Below are 20,263 nucleotides of genomic sequence, written 5' to 3'. Positions count from 1 at the left end.
TCGCCTGACACGGGGAGAGGGTCAACCCGTCGTGAGACGCACCGTCCGGGTGACCCGCGCGGCGCCGCCCAGGTGGATCGACGTGCCCGAGGTGCCGGCGGTGATCGTGGCGGGGCTGCCCAGCGAGTCGCCCATCTCGACGGCGATCTCGGTGAACCCCCGATCGGCCAGGTGCGCGGCGAGGCACGCGGTGCTGTTGGCGTTCGCGATGTCCTCCGGCACGCCGATCGACGGGGCGAACACGCGGGCCGCCATCCGGCCGGTGGGCGTCGGCACGGAGTAGACGCAGCAGCCCAGGAAGCCGAGCCGATCACACGCGGCACGGAGTCGTTCCGGATCCGGATCGAGGGCGGCGAGGGCGGACCGCGTGGCGACGGGGACCAGCAACCGCGACCGCCCCGGCGAGCCGACCCGGATGTCGGCGGCGACCGCGTCGGGGGCGATGCCGAGCGCCGGCAGGACGAGGTCGCACTCGTCCGCGGTGGCCGCGCGCAGCCCGATGCGGCCGGCGTCGAACGTGGCGTCGATGTGCGTGGCCCGCCGCGTCGCCCGGCCCGCGAAGACGCGGCCCGCCGTGTGGAGCGTGGCCCGATACTCGTCCCCATCGGCCCGTACGGCCCGCTCGGCGAGGAAGGCCAGCGCGGCGACCGTCCCGTGGCCGCACGCGGGCAGTTCCCCCTCGGCGGTGAAGAAGCGCAGGGAGACCGCCGGCTCGTGGGTGCGCTCCCCGTGCACCGAGACGAACACGGCGTGCGACGTGCCCGACAGGGTCGGTATCCGCCGCCGCTCGGCATCGCTCAGCGCCACGTCGTCGAGCACGGCGGTGGGACTGCCGCCGTGGCCTCGACCGTCCGCGCCGCCTCCGCGCAGACACGCGTGCACGATCGCGACGGGCAGCCCCCGCCCACGCATCAGCCGAGGGCGAGTCGGTGGACGACGATCACCCGCGTCACGGTACCCACCTCCCGGGCCGGGCCGAACTCGCGCCCCCGCCTCGCGGATCAGGCCGAACGGGTCGTGGCGGGCGGGCGTACGGGGTGTTTGCTCAACACGGACACCCGGTTGAACGCGTTCATCGTGATCGCCACCCAGATCACCGCCGAGATCTCGGCATCGGACAACACCGCCCGCGCCGCCTCGTACGCCGTGTGCTGCGCACCCGCGTCGGCGGGATGCGTGGTGGCCTCGGCCAGCGCGAGCGCCGCCCGCTCGCGCGCGTCGAACAGCAGGGTGTCGCGCCAGGCGGGCAGCACGGCGATCCGCTGCGGCGTCTCGCCCGCGCGCAACGCGGTCCGCGTGTGCAGGTCGAGGCAGAACGCGCAGGTATTGAGCTGGGACACCCGGATGTTCAGCAGTTCGACGAGCGGGCGTTCCAGACCGGCCTCGGCGGCGACCTCGTGCACGGCCTCGGCGGTCGCGAGCAACGCCTTGTATGCGGCGGGGCTCTGCTTGTCGATGTAGACACGTCGGTCCTGGGCCGGCACTACCGCTTCGGTCATCTGCACTCCTTGATCGCGCGATCCCTCGTCGCACGTCCTATCATCAACATCGTGATTGTTGAAAGTGGAACTTTCGCAATCCGGCTCACCCCGCCCCACCCCACGAAGGATTCGCGATGACGGAGCAGGCCGTTGTACCCACCGTCCACAACGTTGCCGACCGGCACCGCTACGAGATCCGCGTCGACGACGCGTTCGCCGGTCTCACGGCGTACCACGACCGGGGCGAGCAGCGCGTTTTCTACCACACCAAGATCGACGACGCGTTCGCCGGTCGAGGTCTGGCCTCCGTGCTGGTACGGGAGGCGCTGAACGACGTGCGCGCCGCCGGGATGCGGGTGGTCCCGGTCTGCCCCTATGTCAAGCAATTCCTGGGCAAGCACGAGGAGTTCGCCGATCTCGTCGACCCGGTGACCCCCGAGATCCTGCAGTGGCTGCAGGAGGTCCAGGGCTGACCCGACCGAGCCCCGCGTCGACCGGCGCCGGCCCGCCACGGGGCCGACGCCGGTGGCGCCGTGACGCGCTCCGGCCTTCGCCCGCCCGCCGCGGGCACGCCCGACGACCTGCTCGACGGGGTGCTCCGCGGCCTCGCCCCGCACACCGGAGAGGACGACATCGCGCTGCTCGCGGCGCGCGTGCGTCCTCGGTGAGCCGGCCCGGTCAGGCGCCGTCCGGCGCGGGCTCGTCGTCGGGTGGGGTGAAGCCGGACGCGGCCTTGATGATGCGTCGGGTCATCGGGTCGGACCAGGCCTTGGGGGAGAGGACTTCGATCCAGATCGCCCGGGCGGTCTTGCGACCCACGTTCTCCCAGGAGATCAGGGTGCGGGACGGGAGGGCGACCGAGTCGCCCTCGGCGATGTCTATCGGTTCGGCGACCCGCTCGTGGTCGCCGAGCCCGCCGCCGACCCGGACGCGGAGCGATCCGGACATCAGGAACGCGAAGGACTCGCCCGGCCGGGAGTAGGGGCCGCCGCTGGATCCGTGCGGCGGAATGGTCAGCAGGGCCGGTTCGAGGTCGTGGCCGGGCAGGAGCAGTTCCTCCCACTGCACGCCGCCCTCCAGGACGACGCTCGCCCGCTCGTCGGCGCGGACCACGCTGGCGTTGGTCCGGGTGAAGGACGCGAGGCTGCTCATCGGGACACCGAGGGCGTCGGTGATCCGGGCGATCAGCTGGGTCGAGGCACGTTCCACGCTGCGCTCGATCGAGGACAGGTGGGATACGGACGTGCCGGTCAGCGCGGCGAGTTCCTTCAGGGACAGGCCGCTCGCCAGCCGGGCGCGGCGCAGCCGACCGCCGTCGGCCGGTGCCTCGGCGGCCGGTCCGTCGGCGGCCGGGGGAGGGGTGTCGGCGGGGTCCGGTTCGCCGAGTGAGGTGCGGATCGCGGCGGGATTCCAGCCGTGTCTGCGGCGCAGGTCGGCGATCTTGCGGGCCCGGCCGACGTGCTCGGGGCCGTAGCGGCGTTGCCCGCCCGGCGTCCGGTCCGGTACGAGCAGGTCCTGCTTCTCCCACGCGCGCAGGGTCTGGGGACTGACCCCGACCTCGGCCGCGACATCGCCGATCGTTCGCCAACTCATGCCCCGGAGTCTAGGGCGGTTCGCGATCTCTGCTCTCGACAAACTTACATCGTTACTGTAACTATGGCGCCCCAAGCGAAGAGGGGAGCCTCGATGTCATCCCTGGAACGAATCGTTTTCGGCACGACCGCGGACACGAACGCGGATGCGGACGCGGCCGCGCACTCCACGTCCGCACTGCTCAGGCAGGGTGGCCTGCCCGGTTCCCCCACGGTGCTCCTCGTCCACCCGGCCAACCTCCGGGCGCGCTGCTGGCGCGCCGTGCTCGCGGTGCTGCCCGCCGACTGGCGGTGTGTGGCCATCGACCTGTCCGGGCACGGCGCATCGCCCCGCCGCGCCGCCTACGGCGTGGACGGGTGGGTGTCGGAGTGTGTGGCTCTTCTGGACGCGCTGGATGTGGCGCGGGTGCACGTGGTGGGCGCGTCCGTCGGCGCCGCCGTGGCGGTCGAACTGGCGGCGGCGCACCCGGACCGGGTCGCGAGCGTGACCACGGTGGGGGGTGCCTTCCGGGCCGCCGAACCGGATGACACGCGGGAGTTCCTGGCGGCCATCGCCGCGATGGGCGTACGGCACGCCGTGTTGGGGGTGCTCGCGGACGAACCCGGCCTGGACGACGCCCTGTTCGCCGCCGTCGCGGCCGACGTCAGCGTCAACCCCGACGATACGGCGGCGGCGATCTGGACGGCCGCCGCCGGGGCCGCCGGCCTGGAGGCGGCGCACCGTCTGCGCTGTCCGACCCTCGCCATCGTCGGGGACGGCGACCGGGGTTGCCCCGTCGCGGACTCCCGCGCCTTCGCGGACCTGACCGCCGGCCGGCTCGCCGTCCTGGTCGGACACGGACACCTGCCCATGTACACCGCACCCGCCCGGGTCGCGGCCTACATCGTCTCCCTCATCGACGGCACCCGGTCGCGCCGACCCCGACCCGACCGAGGCCCGATCACCCGAAAGGAAAGCCCGGCATGACCGACACCCCCTTCGTGGAACGCACCGCGCCCGAGGCGGACATCGCCGAGATCCTGCGCCTGCACCGGCAGTGGTGGGAATCCAACATCGGCTGGGACATCGACCGCATGGTCGAGGTGTTCCCGTCGCCCGGCGACGAGTACCTGATGTTCAACTTCAACGGGCACCCGTACTTCGGCATGACCGAGAAGGTCGCGTTGTGGAAGTGGTATCGCGAACTCATCGCCCAGACCGGCGGTTTGCAGACCCGCATCATGCGCCTGGAGGTCCGCGGCGACACCGCCTGGCTGGCCTGCGAGTTCACCATCGACGCGGAGATGCTGGACGGCGGCGAGTGGACGGTCGACGCGGTCGACGCGACGCGCGGCCGGGCCACCGAGATCTACCACCGCGACAGCGGCACCGGTGCGCCCGAATGGCGCATGTGGCACACCCACATCACCGCACTGCCCGACCCGGACGAGAAGCGGCCCGGGTTCGACGACTCCACCGACAGCCGCGGCCTGGGGTGGACACCCTGGAACCCGCTCCCGAAGGGCGTCTGAGCCAATGACCACCACCGGACGCGTCCCACGGATCGCCCTCGTGCTGGGCAGTTCGCAACGACCGGCCGAGATCGTCGCGGCGGCCCGGGCCGCCGAGCGCGGCGGCTTCGACGAACTGTGGGTCGGCGAGGACTACTTCTACACCGGCGCGATCGCCGCCGCCGGAGCCGTCCTGGCCGCGACCGAACTCCCGGTCGGCATCGGCATCGTGCCCACCACCTCGCGCCATCCCGCGCTGCTGGCCATGGAGTTGGCCACGCTCGCCGGCCTGTACCCGGGCCGGCTGAGCGCCGGGGTCGGCGCCGGGGTCCCGGACTGGCTGGATCAGATGGCGATCCGGAGCCGGACGCCGCTGGCCTCGGTCCGCGACGTCATCGCCGGGCTGCGCACCCTCCTCACCGGGGAGACGCTGACCGTCGAGGCGTCGTCGTATCGAGCCCGCGAGGTGCGACTGGCACATCCGCCGGCGGTGGTGCCGCCCATCCTCGCCGGCGTCGGAGGCCCCAAGGCGCTCGCCATGTCCGGCGGTTCGGCCGACGGGACGGTGCTCTCCGTGCTCGCGGGCACGCGCTACGTGCGCTGGGCCGCCGAGCGGGTGGCCGCCGGCGGCGCCGGGGCCGGGCACGACCTGGTGGCGTACGCGCTGTGCTCGGTCGACCCGGACGCCGTCGTCGCCCGCGAGCGGCTGCGCGAGTTGTTCGGGCTGTACCTCCTCGCCGGACCGCGCAACCCGATGACCGAGGCGCACGGGATCGCCGACGAGGCCGAGGCACTGGCCGCACTGGACTTCGACGACGCGGTACGGGCCATTCCCGACGCCTGGATCGAGGAGTTGGCGGTCGTCGGCACCCCCGCCGACTGCGCCGAGCGGATCACCCTCCTCGCCGAGGCCGGGGCGGACCGCGTCGCGCTCTGCCTCGACCCCGATCGGGACGCCGAGGCACAGGTCGACCTGCTCGCGCGCGAACTGCTTCCGCTGCTTCGGGGACGCGCCGGCGGCTGAGACGTCGGGCGGCCGGCCCGGCATCCCCGGGCCGGCCGCCCCACAACGGCACATGACACGGCACACGACACGGCATACGACAGCGATCGGAGATTCCGATGACCTATTCGATGGTGAGCTTCAATCCCGACGACGGCTCCCTGGGGTTCGCCTCGCAGTCGCACTTCTTCGCCGTGGGTTCCGTCGTGGGCGACGCCGAGGCCGGCGTCGGCGTGGTGGTCAGTCAGGCGTTCGCCAACACCGACTGGCCGCACGAGGGCTTGGCGCTGCTGCGGGCGGGCGCGACGCCCGACGACGTACTCGACACGCTCACGTCGGCGGATCCGCAGGCCGAGTATCGCCAGGCGATCGTGATGGACGCCGGCGGCCGCTACGCCTGCTTCGCCGGTACCGGCTGCGCGCCGCACACCGGCGTCGCGCGCGGCGAGGGCATGGCTGCGGTGGGCAACATGCTCGCCTCGGACACGGTGTGCACGGCCATGCTCGCCACCCACCGCGCCTCGACCTCGACCCACGCCGACCGGCTCGTCGCGGCGCTGCTCGCGGGCGAACGGGCCGGGGGAGACGCGCGCGGGTCGCAGTCGGCGGTGCTCAAGGTGGTCGGCCCGGTCCGGGACGAGCGGCCCTGGCGGCACGTGCTCGCGGACATCCGGGTCGACGACCACGCCGACCCGGTGGGCGAGTTGCGCCGGCTGCTGCCCGTCCACGACGGTTTCCGGGCGATCGGGGCGGCCCTGTTCGCCCCGCCCCTGGTCATCGGCGACGCCTCGGGGATCGTCGCGGACCGGGCCCGGGAGACGATCGCCGCGCTCGCGTCCGCCGCGATCGGCCTCGGCGCCAACCGTGAGGCGGACCTGTGGCGGGCGGTCGTGCTGCTGCGCAGCGGCCGGGTCGACGCCGGACGCGCATTGATCGACGAACTGAGCGCCGGGCGACCGCAGTTGGCCGAGTTCGCGCGCGGCCTGGCGCAGGTCGGTATCCTGCCGCGGAGCGAGGTGACCCGCTGATGGCGAGCCCCTCGCCGCACACACCCGAGTCCGCCGTCGACGCCTTCGTCCGGGTGGATCGGGTCACCCGCACCGCGGCCGACCTGGTGCGCGTCGACACCCGCAACCCGCCCGGCCGGGAGGCCGCGGCCGTACCCGCGCTGCTCGACGTGATGGGGGCGATCGGCTGCGCCACCGAGGTGTTCACGTCGAGCGGCGGCCGGCCGTCGGTGCTCGCTCGCCATGGCACCGGCGCGCCCGGGCGGCCGACCCTGCTGATCAACGGCCACGTGGACGTGGTGCCCGTGGTCGAGGCGGACTGGACCACGCCGCCGTTCGACCCGGTCGTGCGCGGCGGCCGGCTGATCGGTCGGGGCGCGGCGGACATGAAGGGCGGGATCGCCGCCGCCGTCGAGGGACTGCGCGCGTGCCTCGACGCCGGGCTCGTACCGGACGCCGACATCGTCTTCCACCTCGTCGCCGACGAGGAGACCGGCGGCGCCCACGGTACGGCGGCACTCGTCGACGCCGGCCTGGTCCGGGCCGACGCGTGCATCGTCCCCGAGCCGACCGGGCTGCGCGTCGCGGTGGCCGAACGCGGCTCCTGGCAGGCCGGGATCGAAGTCTTCGGTACGGCGGGACACGGCGGCGAACCGGCGCTCGGCCGCTCCGCGGTGGCCGACGCGGCGCGGATCACCACCGCCCTGCACCTGGCCCGCTTCCACGACCGGCCGCACCCGCTGCTCGGCAGCCCGACGTGCAACGTGGCGATGGTGCGCGGCGGCGTCGCGGCCAACGTGATCGCCCCCGCCTGCGAACTGACCATCGACCGGCGCACGCTGCCCGGGGAGAGCTCCGACGACGTGTACGCCTCGATCGTGCGCACCATCGACGCGAGTTGCCCCGACGTCGACTATCGCGTACTGCCGACGTTCTTCTGCGAGGCATCCGAGCTGCCCCTGCCCCACCCCTTCGCGGACTTCGTCGACACGTGCCGACCACGCCCGCGCACCCGATCCCACTCCCGACCACGCTCGCGCGTCGCGCCGGACGAGGGCTTCATCGGCCTCTCGCTCGGCTCCGACGCCCGGTTCCTACGCAATCGTCTCGGCATTCCCACCGTCGTCTACGGCCCCGGCTCGATCGAGCAGGCCCACGGCGCCGACGAGTGGGTCGGGATCGGCGACCTCACCCTCGCCGCGCGCACCTTCGCCCGCGCCATCGCGGGATTCGCCGACTTCGTGGCACAGGCCGACACCGGCCGCGTCTCCCCGAGCAGACAAACCGGCAGACAACTGTAGATTCTGCCCCACGTGAAGGAGGGCACATGGCTGACCACACAGGCGCGACGAGGAGCCGGCAGCCGGCACCCGGCGAGAACTCGCGCAGCGGCCCGGTCCTGGAAACACGTTCGATCGACTACATCCCGCAGTCCGAGCGGCACGGCCGCGCCTGGCACCAGGCGCCGTTCTGGTTCACCGGACAGTTCGTGCCGACCACCATGGTCGTCGGCTTCGCGGGACCGGTCATGGGACTGACCGTCGGCTGGTCGATCACGGCCACCGTCCTCGGCATCCTGTTCGGCACCTGCTTCATGGCTTTCCACGCCAACCAGGGGCCCACCATGGGCCTGCCGCAGATGATCCAGTCACGCGCCCAGTTCGGCACCCGCGGCGCGCTCGTACCGATGCTCGCCGTCATCTGCGTCTACATCGGCTTCAGCGCCTTCGGCGTACTGCTGGCCTCCCAGGTGCTGGAGACGGTCCTACCCGGCTCGACCACGCTGTGGGCGGTGGTGATCGTACTGCTCGCGGCCGTGCTCGCGATCGTCGGCTACGACCTGCTGCACACCGTGTTGCGCCTGCTGCCGTACCTGGTCGTACCGGTGTTCGGGATCCTCACCGTGCTCGCCCTGATGCACCTGAGCCCGCATCACGACCCGCACACCGCCTCCTTCACCTGGGCCGCCGCACTCGCCCAGTTCGTCGCCGCCGCCGGCTACCAGCTCGGCTACGCCGTCTACGTCTCCGACTACTCCAGATACCTGCCCGCTGACACCTCCGCGCGCGGGGTGATCGGCTGGACCTACGCCGGGGCCGCCCTGTCGGCGATCTGGCTGATGGTGCTCGGGAATTTCATCGCCGGTTCCGTTCCCGTCCCCGACGCGCTGGTCAACCTCCAGGACATCGGCGACACGCTCTTCTCCGGCTTCGGCAAGACCGCCGTGATCGCGGTCCTGGTCCCCAGCGCGATCGCCATCATGGGAGTCAACCTCTACGGCGCGATGCTCTCGGGCCTGAGCATCGTGCATGCCTTCCGGCCGATCGCGCTGACCGCCCGCACCCGTGTCGTCGGCGTCGCGACCGGCGCCGCGGTCGTCTTTGCCGTGGCCGAGGGCCTGCCGGGGAAGTACCTGGACAGCTTCAACGACTTCATCACGCTCATCCTCTACGCCCTGGCGCCCTGGACCGCGGTCAATCTCATCGACTACTACTTCGTGCGCCGGGGCCACTACGCCATTACCGAGATCTTCAGCCCCGACAGCATCTACGGCCGCTGGGGCCTCGCGGGACTGCTCTCCTACGCCCTCGGTGTGGCCGCGTCGATCCCGTTCATGACCACCGGCTTCTACACCGGGCCCATGGTCGACGCGCTCGACGGCGCCGACATCGCGTTCGTGGTCGGCCTGGTCGTCTCCGGCGCCGCCTACTTCCTGGCCACCCGGGGCTTCGATCCGGCCCGGGAGCGGGAGGCGATCCGGGACAGCCGGAATCGGCTCGACGGTCCGAGCGCCGTCGTGCGCTCGGCGCCGCGCGCCACGGGATGACGCCGCTCCGCCGGAAGGCTCGGCGTCGGCGTCAGCGGCCGGTGCGCAGCCAGGTGGAGAAGGCGGACAGGGCGGCCTCGGCGTGGTCGCGGCCGACGCCGATGCGGAAACGGTCGGTGGGGGTCGGGGTGAGGTCGGAGCGGTAGATGCTCGCCGGCAGCAGGAGCACGCCCGCCTCCTCCACCAGGCGCGTACAGAACGCCTCGACCCCGTCCGCGCCGAGGTAGCGGGGGTAGGCGACACAACCCCCGTCGGGGGCCCGCCACTCGAAGTCGTCGGGATACTCGGCGAAGAACGCGTCGAACGCCGTCAGGTTGGCGGTGATCAGGGCGCGGTTGCGGGCCAGGATCGTCTCGCGGGCCTTCAGGGCGATCCTGGCCAGCACCTCGCTCGGCGCGGAGTTGCAGATCGTGGTGTAGTGCTTGGCCCGCTCCAGGCGCGAGCGCAGGGCCCGGTCGCGGCAGGCGATCCAGCCGATGCGCAGGCCGGGCAGGCCGAGGGACTTCGACGTCACGTTCAGCGACAGGGCACGCGGCGACAGGTCGGCGGCCTGCGGCAGGGTGCGGGCCGGATCGCGTTCGAGGCCGCGATACACCTCGTCGCCGAACAGATGGATGCCACGCTCGTCGCACAGCCGGATCAGGGCGGCGAATTCGGCGCGGTCGATCACCTTGCCCGTGGGGTTGTGCGGGAAGTTCACCGAGACGACCCGGGTGTTCGGGCGGATCGCGGCGACCACCGCGTCCAGGTCCAGGGCCCAGTCCCGCGCCGGGTCGAGCGCCACGCCGGTGACCTCGCACAGGGCCAGCGGAACGGTCTCGGCGGACTGGTAGTTCGGGGTCAGCACGACGGCGTGGTCGCCGGCGTCGAGCAGGACGTTCATCGCCACGTACAGGGCCTCCTCGGCGCCCGCGAAGCAGATGACGTCGTCCGGCTCGATGTGGTCGTAGGTGCCGGCGATCGCTGCCCGCAGGCCCGGGTCGCCGAACGTCTCGGTGTAGCCCAGGGACAGGTGCTCGAACGCGTCCCGGTCGGTGTCGTCCGCCAGTTCGAGCAGTTCGCTCAGCGTCATGGTCTGCGCGTCGGACGCGGTCAGGTGGTGGCGGGCGGTGAACTCCCAGCGGGAGAAATACGTTTCCAGCCGGAAATCGGGCAGCCGGGTCATGGTCGTCAGCTTCTCTCGCTCGTCGCTCGTACATCGGCCAACAGGTCGTACACGGTGGACCGGGACACCCGCAGGGCCTCGGCGACGACCGGGACGACGCGGCGCACCGCGAACACGCCGACCTCGTCCAGGCGGGCGACGACGGTCAACCGGTCCGGGCGGGTCATGCGCTCGGCGGGGCGCCCGGTGGCGCGGACATGGCCGCCGACCACCTCGGCGACGCGCGCCGACAGGTCCTGTTCGAACAGCGGCTCGGGGCGTCGCACGGTCGGCGCGCCGAACGCGGACAGGACGGCGGCGGCCCGCTCCAGCGGCGTGCGGTCGAGGTTGACGCACAACACCGCGGCCGGCTGCCCGTGCGCGTCGCGCAACACCGCGCTGACCGACGACAGCCGGCGGCCGTCCGCGAGCACCTTCTCGTACGGCCCGTATACGTCGCGCGCCGCCGGATCCAACGCGGCCAACTCGCCCAAGGCCGAGGGGTCGCCCGGCCCGCGCGAGGTGAACGGGTTCCACACGGCCAGGACCCGGTCGGTCCCGGGATCGTGCAACACGACCTCGGCGTAGGGCCCGAGCAACAACGCAACGGCCCGCCCCACCGGCTCCCACATCCGCACCCGGGGATCCGCGTCGTCTTCGTTCGCCACCACACCCATGCCTGGACTGTACGTCCGGACCGGACGAAACGTCCAGTCACCGTCGTGCCGGGGCGCGCGCCGTCGGCACCGGGCGAGGGGGTGAGGGGTGGCTCAGAGCAGGCCGGCGCCGGGTGGGGCGGTGCCGAGGCTGGGGAGTTCGACGATTCGGTCCGGCGCGGGGGCCTGGATGTCGACGGGCTGGTCGTACTCGGACCAGGTCATGGTCGCCGTGTCGGAGCCGCCCTTGGCCGAGGAGCCGGCCATCTTGACGGGCAGGGCCGGGCCCTCGGCCGGGATGTACAGGAGGTCGGGGTTCTTCTCGCCAGGCTCGGCGAACACGACCACGCGCCGGCCGTCGACGGTGGAGTCGGGACGGCGATCGGCCTTCTCCAGGGTGGGGAGCACGGTGTGCGGGTCCGCCTTTTGGCTGAGGTTCTTCATGGTGGACCGGGCCGGGTCGTCGGTGGCCACGTGGCCGTACTTGCCGTCGAGCGAGTTCAGGAGGGCGGCCTTGTCGCGCCCGAGCCGCGACTGCCAGTAGGCGCGCGAAGCCTTGACGTAGACATCCTCACCGATCCGCACCGTCTCGATCGTGTAACTCGACGTCTTGCCGGTCGCCGAGTAGTTGCCGGTGCGTATGTCCAACCGGAGATCGGTGCGTTGGGTGGCGCCGTTGCGCCGCAACTCCACGGTGACGCGGACCGAATGCACGCGGTCCACGGCCCTGGCGACCCGCTTCGACACCGCCTCGACGCTCAACGTCGCCAGATCGGCCGAGGCCGTGTCGGCCAGATCCGCAGCCGGCGAACATCCCGTCACCAGGACCATTCCCGCCGCCGCGGCCGCCGCCAGGCGTCCCGACGCAGCCGAACCCACACGCGCCATCGATGATTCCGATCCGCTCCCGCCCCGACCCCATCGATCGTGGCTGCGGTACATGATCGCGGGCGCTCGGCGGCGGCACGACGCGGGGGCCGTCCGGGGTCGGCCGGGCCCGCGCGGCTGCGAACTCACCCACGGGGAAGGGAGGGAGCCGCGCGGGCGGATCATGGGCCGCGGCCAGTCTGCGGTGCGGGCGGGAGCGGTGACAGGGCACGAACTGCACTGGCACGGAAGAGTATTTCGTGCCACGCGCAATCCTCCGCACCCGGGACGGGCGGAGGTACGAGGGGCGTTGCGACGGCTTGACCCTGACGCAGGGTCAACCTTCCAGCATGGTCGGCATGACGACACAGACAACGCACGCGATCGAGGTGACCGGCCTCGGCAAGGCGTACGGCGACCACCGGGTGCTCGCCGGCGTCGACCTGACCGTTCCCGTCGGTACCGTCTACGCCCTGCTCGGGTCCAATGGGGCCGGCAAGACCACCACGGTCCGGATCCTGTCCACGCTGCTCCCGGCCGACGCCGGCCGAGCCCGCGTCGGCGGATACGACATACACCGTGAAGCCGCTCGGGTGCGGGCGTCGATCGGGGTGACCGGACAGTTCTCCGCCGTGGACGAGTTGCTGACGGGGCGTGAGAACCTGCGGCTGATGGCCGATCTCGGCCGGCTCGACCGACATCGGGCGCGGATCGGCGTCGAGCGGATGCTGGAGCGGTTCGACCTGGCCGATGCCGCCGATCGGCGGGCCGGGACGTACTCCGGCGGCATGAAGCGCCGACTGGACCTGGCGATGACCCTGCTGACCGGGCCGAGGCTGATCTTCCTGGACGAGCCGACCACCGGCCTGGATCCGTACAGCCGCCGCGAACTGTGGGGGATCGTCAGGGAGTCGGTGGCCGAGGGAGTCACCGTCCTGCTCACCACGCAATACCTCGACGAGGCGGACCGGCTCGCCGATCGGATCGGCGTGCTCGACGGCGGCCGGCTGGTCGCCGAGGGCACCGCGACCGAGCTGAAACGGCTGGTCCCGGGAGGCTGCGTCGAGTTCCGGGCCGTCGACGGGGAGCACCTGGCCGAACTGGCGCGCCGGTGGCCCGAGTCGAGCCCGAACGCCGAGGCGCTGACCGTGACCGTGCCATACGACGGCAGCCTCGCCGCACTGCGTCGGCTCCTGGCCGGAGTGGACGACGACGCCGTCACCGGTTTTGCCCTGCACGCCCCCGACCTGGACGACGCGTTCCTGGCGCTCACCGGTCGGTCCGGCGTCGGCGCGCCCGCCGAGGGGGTGTCGGTATGAGCACCGCGACGTCAAGGTACGTCGTCCGCGACTCGATGACCATGCTGCGGCGCAATCTCAGGCACATGGTCCGCTACCCGTCGATGACGATCATGCTGATCGGGCAACCCCTGCTGTTCCTCCTCCTGTTCGTGTACGTCTTCGGCGGCACGATGGGCGCCGGCCTGTCTGGATCCGGGGCGGGGGATCGCGACGACTACCTGACCTTCATCACCCCCGGAATCCTGACCATGACGGTGGCGAGCGTGTCCATCGGCACCGCGGTCCTGGTCGCCGGCGACATGACCAACGGGATCATCGACCGGTTCCGGACCATGGCGATCGCCGAGAGTTCGGTGCTCACCGGGCATGTGCTGGGCGCGATGATCCAGACCGCGCACGCGCTCGCGGTGGTCCTCGGGGTGGCGTTCCTGCTCGGTCTGGAGACCGACGCCTCGGCCGCGCACTGGGCGGCGCTGCTCGGCCTGCTCGCGCTGCTGTCGTTCGCGATGACCTGGTTCACCGTGGCGCTGGGGCTGGCCAGTCCGGATCCGGAGACCGCGAGCAACCTTCCGATGATCTTCGTGATCCTGCCGTTCGTGGGCAGCGGATTCGTGCCGGTCGCGTCGATGCCGACCGGGCTGAGGTGGTTCGCCGAACACCAGCCGTTCACGCCGATCATGGACGCCTGCCGCGGCCTTGTGGCCGGATCGCCGGACGGGTCCGCCGTGTGGTGGGCGGTGGGCTGGTGTGTGGGAATCGGGTCGGTGGGATATGCGTGGTCCCGGCGGCTGTACCGAACCCGCGCGGCCAACCAGTAGCCGGACGGGCAGAGGAGAACGATCGAGGAGGCCGTGCCCACGTGCTGACCATCGGTGAACTGGCGTCGTATGCCGGGGTGACGGTACGCGCCGTGCGGCACTACCACGCCAAGGGACTGCTGCCCGAGCCGGAGCGGGACAATTCCGGATACCGCCGCTACGGCGCCGGCGCCGTGGTCGAACTGATCAGGATCCGCACGCTCGCCGAGGCCGGCGTTCCGCTGGCCCGGGTAGGGGAGTTGTTGCGGGCCGACGAGGAGGAGTTCGCCGCCGCGATCGCGGCCGTCGACCGGCGGCTGCGGGCCGAGATCCGGGAGCGGCAACGGCACCGCGAGCGCATCGCCCGGCTCGCCTCCGGGGACGGCCTGGTGCTGCCCCCGGAGGTGGTCGAATTCCTGGACCACCTGCGGGCGTCGGGCGTCGACGAGCGCATCGTCCGGGTCGAGCGCGACGGCTGGATCCCCCTGGTCGCACGCTCGCCCGAGCGTGTCCCGGAATGGATGGCGCGCAAACGCGAACAACTCGCCGACCCGCACCTGATCGCCTTCCACCGCATCCTGGGCCAAGCCCTCGACCGCGCCGACGACGATCCGAGCCTGGTCGAGTTGGCCGACGAACTGGCCGCCTGTCTCACCCGGATGGCCGACGAACGGGGCGAGGCGTACGTCGACGACACCGACATCGAGCCCCCGTTCGCCGAACTGATGGACACCCTGGCCTTCGACGCCGCGCCCCCGGCCCGCCGTCTGATCGAACTGCTCGAACAACGCGGCTGGACCGGCTGGACCAGACTCGAACGGGTACGCCCGAAACGACGATGAGCCGAACAGGAAGGGCGAGGCCGGCGAGGGGCCCGGGCGGCGGCATCGGCTCTGGGAGCGAGTACGGGCGTACGACGCGCGTGGCGGTCGAGTGTGCGGGGCAGTACTCGGGTCCTCGTACGCTCGGGGGACGTGCGCACCCGGGTCGGCTTCGTAGCCTCGCACCGTGATCGACCATCGTGATACCCCCTCCTCCGACGGGGCCGCCGACCACGAGTCCGTGTCGCCCACCCGGCGTGCCGTGCTGCGTGGGTCGTTGGGCCTCGCGGCCGGCGCCACCGCGGCCGGTTCCGCTCTCGCCCCGTCCGCGTCCGCCGCCGAGCAACCACCCGCGCCCGCCGACCCGTCCGCCGCCGGCCCGGCCGCGCGGCACTGGCAGGCCAGGCTCGACGCACTGGCCGCCCGCCACCAGGTCCCCGGCGCCGCGCTGGGCATTTTGTTCGGCAACCGTGTCACGAAGCTCGCCACCGGCATGGCCAACGTCGACGACCGGGTCGAGGCCACACCGGACACCGTCTGGCAGATCGGCTCCGTCACCAAGGTCTGGACCGCGACCGTGGCGATGCGCCTGGTCGACGAGGGCCTGCTCGACCTCGACACACCGGTGACACGCGTGATGCCCGAACTGCGCCTGTCGGACCCGGACCGTACGGCCCGCCTGACCCTGCGTCACCTGCTCACGCACACCAGCGGGATCGACGGCGACGTGCTCACCGACACCGGTCGCGGCGACGACTGCCTGGAGCGATATGCCGCGCTGCTCAGGGACGTTCGCGGCGTGCACCCGCTCGGTCGCGCCTACTCGTACTGCAACGCCGGACTGATGCTCACGGGCCGACTCATCGAGCGCGTCACCGGTACGACCTGGGACGCCGCACTCCACGAACGCCTCCTGAAGCCGCTGGGGCTGACCCGCACGCACACCCTGCCCGAGGACGTGCTCGCCCACCGCGCCGCCGCCGGACACACCTGGGAACGGGATCGGCCCCCGCACGTGAACCCCGTCTGGATACCCCGCTCCTCGGGCCCCGCCGGCATCGCCTGCTCGTCCGCCGAGGACGTGCTCACCTTCGCCCGCCTCCACCTGGACGACGGCCGCGCGGCAGACGGCACGCGCATCCTGTCGACCCGTTCCGCCGAGGCGATGCGCTCGTTCCAGACCAACACCCCCGACACCGCCGACGGCGGCGAAACCCGCGGACTGGGCTGGGCCCGCTGGGACTGGAACGGCCGGACCGCCTACGGCCACGACGGCACCACCCACGCCCAGGCGTCCTTCCTGCGCATCCTGCCCGACGCCCGGATCGCCGTGGTCCTGCTCACCAACGGCGGCGACAACGCGGCGCTGCACGTGGACCTGTTCCGGGAGATCTTCACCGACCTCGCCCACGTCGCACCACGCCCGCAGCACACCCCCGACGGCAGTACTCCGCCACGCGATGCCGGCGGATACCTGGGCCGCTACCCGGCCACCGGCATCGTCGACGATGTCCTCGAACGCGACGGCGCGCTGTACGTGCGCCGGACGTTCGAGGGGCAGACGCCGTCGGAGTTCCGCCTCCTGCCGGCCGGCCGTGACCTGTACGTCCACCGCGTGTCCGACACGCGCGAGTGGCAGACGATCAAGTTCTTCACGCTGGACGGGACTCGGTATCTCTATCGAGGCGGCAGGGTCGTGGCGCACGAGGGCTGAGGGCCGGACGGGGTCCCGGGACCCCGAGCGTGACGGTGCGTCGCGCCGAACTCAGGTGCCGGGTGGGCAGGTTCTGGACACCTGTACCCGCGTGACCCCGAGCAGGCCGGCGAGCGGCACTTTGGCAGTGGTCTGTCCGGGGTTCACCGCGAGGCCGTCGGCGCGCAGGCGTTCGATGAGGTGTTCGGCGAGTGGGACGATCAGGTGCCGGCCTCGGCAACGATCGCTCGCGTGGCCGAAGGGGATGTAGCCCGGGTGGTCGTCCTCGTCCGACTCGTGCCAGCGCTCGGGGCTGAACACGTCGGGATCGGGCCACAGTTCGGGATCGCGATGGGTCAGCAGCGGCAGCAGCAGCACGTCGTCGTGCGGACCGATCCGGGAGTCCACGGCGGAAAACTCGGGGGACGCCACTCGCAGGATGTTCCACGACGGCGGCAACAACCGCAGCGACTCCAGCACGATGTGCCGGTTGCTCGCGTCGGGATGGAACGGCGAGCCGAGCCAGAGCGCGTTGGCGACCAGTGCCGCGACCCCCAGGCACACCGGCGCGGCGACCCGGCGGTACAGGCCCATGGCGTAGCGCCGGTCGCCGTGCTCGGCGGCGGCGGTGGCGGCCGCGAGGCGGGACACCGGTGGGTCGAGAGCGGGCTTTCCCGGCAGGACGGCACTCGTGCGGACCATGGCGCGGGTGAGTACCGGCGCCTTTTCGAGGCGGCGATCGGTGAGCATGCGGAACCGCAACGGGTCGGACCCGAAAAGAAGATCGCGAAGATAGGCGTGACCCATACGCGGCCAGATTCCGGAAAGATCGACGGAATCGGGAGCCGGTCCGCCCAATGCGGCGCGCACGTCGTGCGACACGGCCCGCAGGACGTCGTTGGCCTCCACCCGCTCTATCGATCTTCCCTGGAGCGGCTTGAAAGTCGGCCGCTCGAATTCGTGGGCCGATCTGCTCTCCAGGAGTTTGTTGATCAATTCCGGATCGGCGACTCCGACGGTGTCGCCGTCGATGCGGAAAAACCCCGCACCGCGACGCTCGCGCAGGAGTTCCTCGATCCTCGGTGCAAAAAGGGTGACCCGGGCACTTCCGACCGTGTCAAAACGATTCATCGGTGCTCTCCACAGGACGTAGAGTCTCCCGCCCGGTGGAGCTGGGACGCGGCTCCACCGGGCGCGAGCCCGGGCGGCGATCCGACTCGGCCGAAGCTCAGGCGGAGTCGATCGAAACGATCAGCTGTACCAGATGAACCAGGTGGCGGATTTGAGGCTCTTCTCGACCCTGAACCTCTTGGAGAAAGAGTTGACGATCTTCACCACGACAACCTCCAGGTGACTGTGGACCGGCCGGGTCCCCTATACGACCCGGGCCGGTGGAGCGATATCCACTGCTAGAGAATCCGCCTTTCGATTCTCGTCGCCTCGAAAGTGAAGCCTTGATACGAAAGGTGCGTCAATGTGATGTAGATCACAGATCAAAAAGGCTCCCATACACTCCTCACACGCTACTCACACACTCCTCACACAAAAGATGTAAGCGGCTGTTCGTCGATCTTGGGTGTGCGGTTGCCGGAAGATCCGTCGGCGGTTCCGGGCATGTGCGGGAGGCGAGTGCGAGCGCGAATAAACGGATTTCTTTCGGCCACGGGGAAAGTGGGCCGGCGGAGCCGGATGCCCGGGCCGGTGGCAACCGGCGGCGGTGACGGCTTGGCGGCCTCGCTGTCCCGCCGAGGTGGGCCGATGTGGCGATGGTCGTGGTCGGGGTGCGTGTCACCGAAGGGATGGACGGCTTGGTGAGGCGACGCGATGCCATCACGGGTCGGGCGGCCGTCCGATCGTTCGGCCGGCGCGAAGTGGCCGGTGGCATAGGGGAGTTCGGCGTGTCCCGTGGGCCCGGTGGGAGGTCGGAAACCGTTCGTCGGCCGAAGCCCCTCCCGGACGCGCCGCCGTTCGCGCGCCCGGGAGGGCTGCTACCGGAACGCCGGCAGGTTGCGGGCCACCCATTCGCCGAACGGTCGGGCCGGACGACCCAGGACGTTCGCCACGTCCGGGCCGACCTCCACCTCGGCCGGCAGCGGGAGGCCGAGGGCGTCCAGGGTGCCGCCGATCGCCTCTTCCGGCATGAACTGCGCCATGTGCGCGTGGGCTTCCTCGCGGGACAGCTCCACGAACGCGACCGGTTCGCCCAGCGCCGCCGAGATGACCTCGGCCTGCCGGCGCGGGCTGATCGCCTCGGGTCCGGTCAACTCGTAGGTTCGGCCGGCGTGACCGTCCTCGCGCAGTACGACCGCGGCCATGTCGGCGATGTCCGCGGGGTCGACGACGGGCAGCGCCGAGTCGCCGAACGGGGCGAAGACCGTGCGCTTGCCGCGGATCGACTCTGCCCACGCGAAGGCGTTGGACGCGAAGGCGCTCGGGCGCAGGACCGTGAAGTCCGTCCCCGACGTGCGCACCGCCGCCTCGAACGCCCGCAACCGGGCATGCGAAGTGGCCTGGGGGCGGGTGCTGTTGAGCTGGGACGAGACCAGGACGATGCGCCCGACCCCGGCGTCCGCGGCGGCGCCGACCAGGTGGTCCGGGCTTTCTCCGTGGGCGTTGAGTTCACCCGCCACAAGGACGAACAACGCGTCGGCGCCGTCGAGGACCGGCCGCATGCTCGCCGCGTTCCCGACGTCGGCGCGGGCGTGCCGTACGCCGTCCGGAAGGTCCGTGAGTCGCGGGCGCCGCGACACGGCCACGACGTCCTCGCCCGCTGCCGCCAACTGCCCCACAAGCGCCCGGCCGATGTTGCCGGTCGCACCCGTGATCACGATCATTGTCGTCTCCTGCTTGTTAGTTAGTTGACTGACTCAGTTCGACGAGAGTGACCGTAGCACGCGTTTCGCGCATCTGTCACCGGATGTCGGTGGGGCCGGGTTTCGCTCGGGCCGGGTGTCGGCGGAGCCGGTCATACTCGGTCGGACTCCGACCCGGAAGGTGGACCATGGACGGCACGCCCCCGCCCCGGCACTACGCACCCCGATGGGACGGGGACGATCGACCCGCTCCGCCCTCCGTGGGAGGCGAGCGGGAAACGCTGAGCGCGGTGCTGGACTGGCACCGGGACACGTTCGAGCTCAAGTGCGCCGGGCTGTCCTCGGAGCAGCTGTCCGAACGGGCGGTACCGCCGTCCACGATGTCCCTGCACGGCCTGGTGCGGCACCTGGCCGGTGTCGAGCGCTGGTGGTTCCGCATCCAGTTCGCCGGCGAGGAACTCCCGCTGCTCTACTACTCCGACGAGGATCCCGACCAGGACTTCGACAGCCTCGACGGGGACACCGACGAAGCCTTCGCCGTCTGGCGGGCCGAGTGCCAACACTCGCGCCGAATCACCGCCGCCGCGCCCTCGTTGGACGAAAGGGGAACGCGCAAGCGTACGGGGGAGCCGATCTCGCTACGCAGAATCCTGGTCGACATGATCGCCGAATACGCCCGCCACAACGGCCACGCCGACCTCCTCCGCGAACGCCTCGACGGCACAACGGGCATGTGAACATCGCGGCCGCGCGGATCGGGCCGACCGACG

The 20,263-nt window shown here is 71.6% G+C and carries 22 protein-coding genes; 13 read left to right on the top strand and 9 right to left on the bottom strand.

The window, feature by feature from the left end; genetic code table 11:
- Window positions 1–21 precede the first annotated feature (21 nt).
- Window positions 22–912 carry a PhzF family phenazine biosynthesis protein gene (locus ACFXKZ_RS20930; protein ID WP_380002391.1) on the bottom strand — a complete coding sequence of 297 codons (891 nt, stop codon included), beginning with the start codon at window positions 910–912 and terminating at the stop codon, window positions 22–24.
- An 89-nt stretch (window positions 913–1,001) separates the two neighbouring features.
- A complete protein-coding gene (locus ACFXKZ_RS20925) occupies window positions 1,002–1,499 on the bottom strand; it encodes a carboxymuconolactone decarboxylase family protein (protein ID WP_380002390.1) in 498 nt (165 codons plus the stop codon).
- 116 nt (window positions 1,500–1,615) lie between these two features.
- Between ACFXKZ_RS20925 and ACFXKZ_RS20920 the strand changes: the two genes are divergently transcribed.
- Both ACFXKZ_RS20920 and ACFXKZ_RS20915 read left to right on the top strand, forming a co-directional pair.
- Window positions 1,616–1,954 carry a GNAT family N-acetyltransferase gene (locus ACFXKZ_RS20920; RefSeq protein WP_380002389.1) on the top strand — a complete coding sequence of 113 codons (339 nt, stop codon included), beginning with the start codon at window positions 1,616–1,618 and terminating at the stop codon, window positions 1,952–1,954.
- Between the two features lie 60 nt (window positions 1,955–2,014).
- Window positions 2,015–2,149, top strand: coding sequence for a hypothetical protein (locus ACFXKZ_RS20915; protein WP_380002388.1), 135 nt, complete (start codon window positions 2,015–2,017; stop codon window positions 2,147–2,149).
- Between the two features lie 10 nt (window positions 2,150–2,159).
- Here ACFXKZ_RS20915 and ACFXKZ_RS20910 read toward each other — a convergent pair whose 3' ends face one another.
- Complete coding sequence (locus ACFXKZ_RS20910; RefSeq protein WP_380002387.1) at window positions 2,160–3,074, bottom strand: MerR family transcriptional regulator; 915 nt, start codon at window positions 3,072–3,074, stop codon at window positions 2,160–2,162.
- Between the two features lie 93 nt (window positions 3,075–3,167).
- On the opposite strand from ACFXKZ_RS20910, the gene ACFXKZ_RS20905 reads away from it, so the two are divergent.
- The 6 genes from ACFXKZ_RS20905 (at window position 3,168) to ACFXKZ_RS20880 (ending at window position 9,401) form a co-directional block, all read left to right on the top strand.
- Window positions 3,168–4,040 (top strand): alpha/beta fold hydrolase, encoded by an 873-nt coding sequence (locus ACFXKZ_RS20905; RefSeq protein WP_380002386.1) that lies wholly within the window; start codon window positions 3,168–3,170, stop codon window positions 4,038–4,040.
- Window positions 4,037–4,585 (top strand): YybH family protein, encoded by a 549-nt coding sequence (locus ACFXKZ_RS20900; protein WP_380002385.1) that lies wholly within the window; start codon window positions 4,037–4,039, stop codon window positions 4,583–4,585. Before ACFXKZ_RS20905 ends, ACFXKZ_RS20900 begins: the two co-directional genes overlap by 4 nt.
- Before the next feature lie 4 nt (window positions 4,586–4,589).
- Window positions 4,590–5,588: an LLM class flavin-dependent oxidoreductase gene (locus tag ACFXKZ_RS20895; protein ID WP_380002384.1), complete on the top strand. Its 999-nt coding sequence runs from the start codon at window positions 4,590–4,592 to the stop codon at window positions 5,586–5,588.
- Window positions 5,589–5,686: 98 nt separating this feature from the next.
- A complete protein-coding gene (locus tag ACFXKZ_RS20890) occupies window positions 5,687–6,595 on the top strand; it encodes a DUF1028 domain-containing protein (protein WP_380002383.1) in 909 nt (302 codons plus the stop codon).
- A complete protein-coding gene (locus tag ACFXKZ_RS20885; RefSeq protein WP_380002382.1) occupies window positions 6,595–7,875 on the top strand; it encodes a M20 family metallopeptidase in 1,281 nt (426 codons plus the stop codon). The genes ACFXKZ_RS20890 and ACFXKZ_RS20885 overlap by 1 nt, the downstream gene beginning before the upstream one ends.
- Window positions 7,876–7,901: 26 nt before the next feature.
- The gene (locus tag ACFXKZ_RS20880; protein ID WP_380002381.1) at window positions 7,902–9,401 is read left to right on the top strand and encodes a purine-cytosine permease family protein; all 1,500 of its coding nucleotides are present in this window, start codon (window positions 7,902–7,904) and stop codon (window positions 9,399–9,401) included.
- Window positions 9,402–9,432: 31 nt separating this feature from the next.
- On the opposite strand, the gene ACFXKZ_RS20875 is transcribed toward ACFXKZ_RS20880, so the two are convergent.
- The 3 genes from ACFXKZ_RS20875 to ACFXKZ_RS20865 form a co-directional block, all read right to left on the bottom strand.
- A complete protein-coding gene (locus ACFXKZ_RS20875) occupies window positions 9,433–10,566 on the bottom strand; it encodes an aminotransferase class I/II-fold pyridoxal phosphate-dependent enzyme (RefSeq protein WP_380002380.1) in 1,134 nt (377 codons plus the stop codon).
- Between the two features lie 5 nt (window positions 10,567–10,571).
- Entirely contained in the window at window positions 10,572–11,222 is a 651-nt protein-coding gene (locus ACFXKZ_RS20870) for a PAS domain-containing protein (protein WP_380002379.1), read from the bottom strand.
- A gap of 93 nt (window positions 11,223–11,315) precedes the next feature.
- Entirely contained in the window at window positions 11,316–12,089 is a 774-nt protein-coding gene (locus ACFXKZ_RS20865; protein ID WP_380002378.1) for a hypothetical protein, read from the bottom strand.
- Between the two features lie 338 nt (window positions 12,090–12,427).
- Between ACFXKZ_RS20865 and ACFXKZ_RS20860 the strand changes: the two genes are divergently transcribed.
- From ACFXKZ_RS20860 to ACFXKZ_RS20845, 4 genes are all read left to right on the top strand, one after another.
- Window positions 12,428–13,387 carry an ABC transporter ATP-binding protein gene (locus tag ACFXKZ_RS20860; protein ID WP_380002377.1) on the top strand — a complete coding sequence of 320 codons (960 nt, stop codon included), beginning with the start codon at window positions 12,428–12,430 and terminating at the stop codon, window positions 13,385–13,387.
- On the top strand, window positions 13,384–14,187 hold the full coding sequence (locus ACFXKZ_RS20855) for an ABC transporter permease (protein WP_380002376.1): 804 nt from the start codon (window positions 13,384–13,386) through the stop codon (window positions 14,185–14,187). The genes ACFXKZ_RS20860 and ACFXKZ_RS20855 overlap by 4 nt, the downstream gene beginning before the upstream one ends.
- Window positions 14,188–14,228: 41 nt before the next feature.
- Window positions 14,229–15,008, top strand: coding sequence for a MerR family transcriptional regulator (locus ACFXKZ_RS20850; RefSeq protein ID WP_380002374.1), 780 nt, complete (start codon window positions 14,229–14,231; stop codon window positions 15,006–15,008).
- Between the two features lie 166 nt (window positions 15,009–15,174).
- A complete protein-coding gene (locus tag ACFXKZ_RS20845; RefSeq protein WP_380002373.1) occupies window positions 15,175–16,701 on the top strand; it encodes a serine hydrolase domain-containing protein in 1,527 nt (508 codons plus the stop codon).
- A 51-nt stretch (window positions 16,702–16,752) separates the two neighbouring features.
- On the opposite strand, the gene ACFXKZ_RS20840 is transcribed toward ACFXKZ_RS20845, so the two are convergent.
- The 3 genes from ACFXKZ_RS20840 to ACFXKZ_RS20830 all read right to left on the bottom strand — a co-directional run bounded on the left by ACFXKZ_RS20840 (window position 16,753) and on the right by ACFXKZ_RS20830 (window position 19,514).
- Window positions 16,753–17,811, bottom strand: a complete 1,059-nt coding sequence (locus ACFXKZ_RS20840; RefSeq protein ID WP_380002372.1) for a cytochrome P450 — start codon at window positions 17,809–17,811, stop codon at window positions 16,753–16,755.
- 120 nt (window positions 17,812–17,931) lie between these two features.
- Window positions 17,932–18,015 (bottom strand): tryptorubin family RiPP precursor, encoded by an 84-nt coding sequence (locus ACFXKZ_RS20835; protein WP_380002660.1) that lies wholly within the window; start codon window positions 18,013–18,015, stop codon window positions 17,932–17,934.
- 653 nt (window positions 18,016–18,668) lie between these two features.
- Window positions 18,669–19,514, bottom strand: a complete 846-nt coding sequence (locus tag ACFXKZ_RS20830; RefSeq protein ID WP_380002371.1) for an NAD(P)H-binding protein — start codon at window positions 19,512–19,514, stop codon at window positions 18,669–18,671.
- Window positions 19,515–19,681: 167 nt separating this feature from the next.
- On the opposite strand from ACFXKZ_RS20830, the gene ACFXKZ_RS20825 reads away from it, so the two are divergent.
- Entirely contained in the window at window positions 19,682–20,230 is a 549-nt protein-coding gene (locus ACFXKZ_RS20825; protein ID WP_380002370.1) for a DinB family protein, read from the top strand.
- Window positions 20,231–20,263: the final 33 nt, after the last annotated feature.

The organism is Embleya sp. NPDC059237, assembly GCF_042754105.1.
Taxonomy (GTDB): Bacteria; Actinomycetota; Actinomycetes; order Streptomycetales; family Streptomycetaceae; genus Embleya.
The sequence above is the reverse complement of the archived record's forward strand: the minus strand, read 5'-3'. Positions and strand labels throughout refer to the sequence as shown.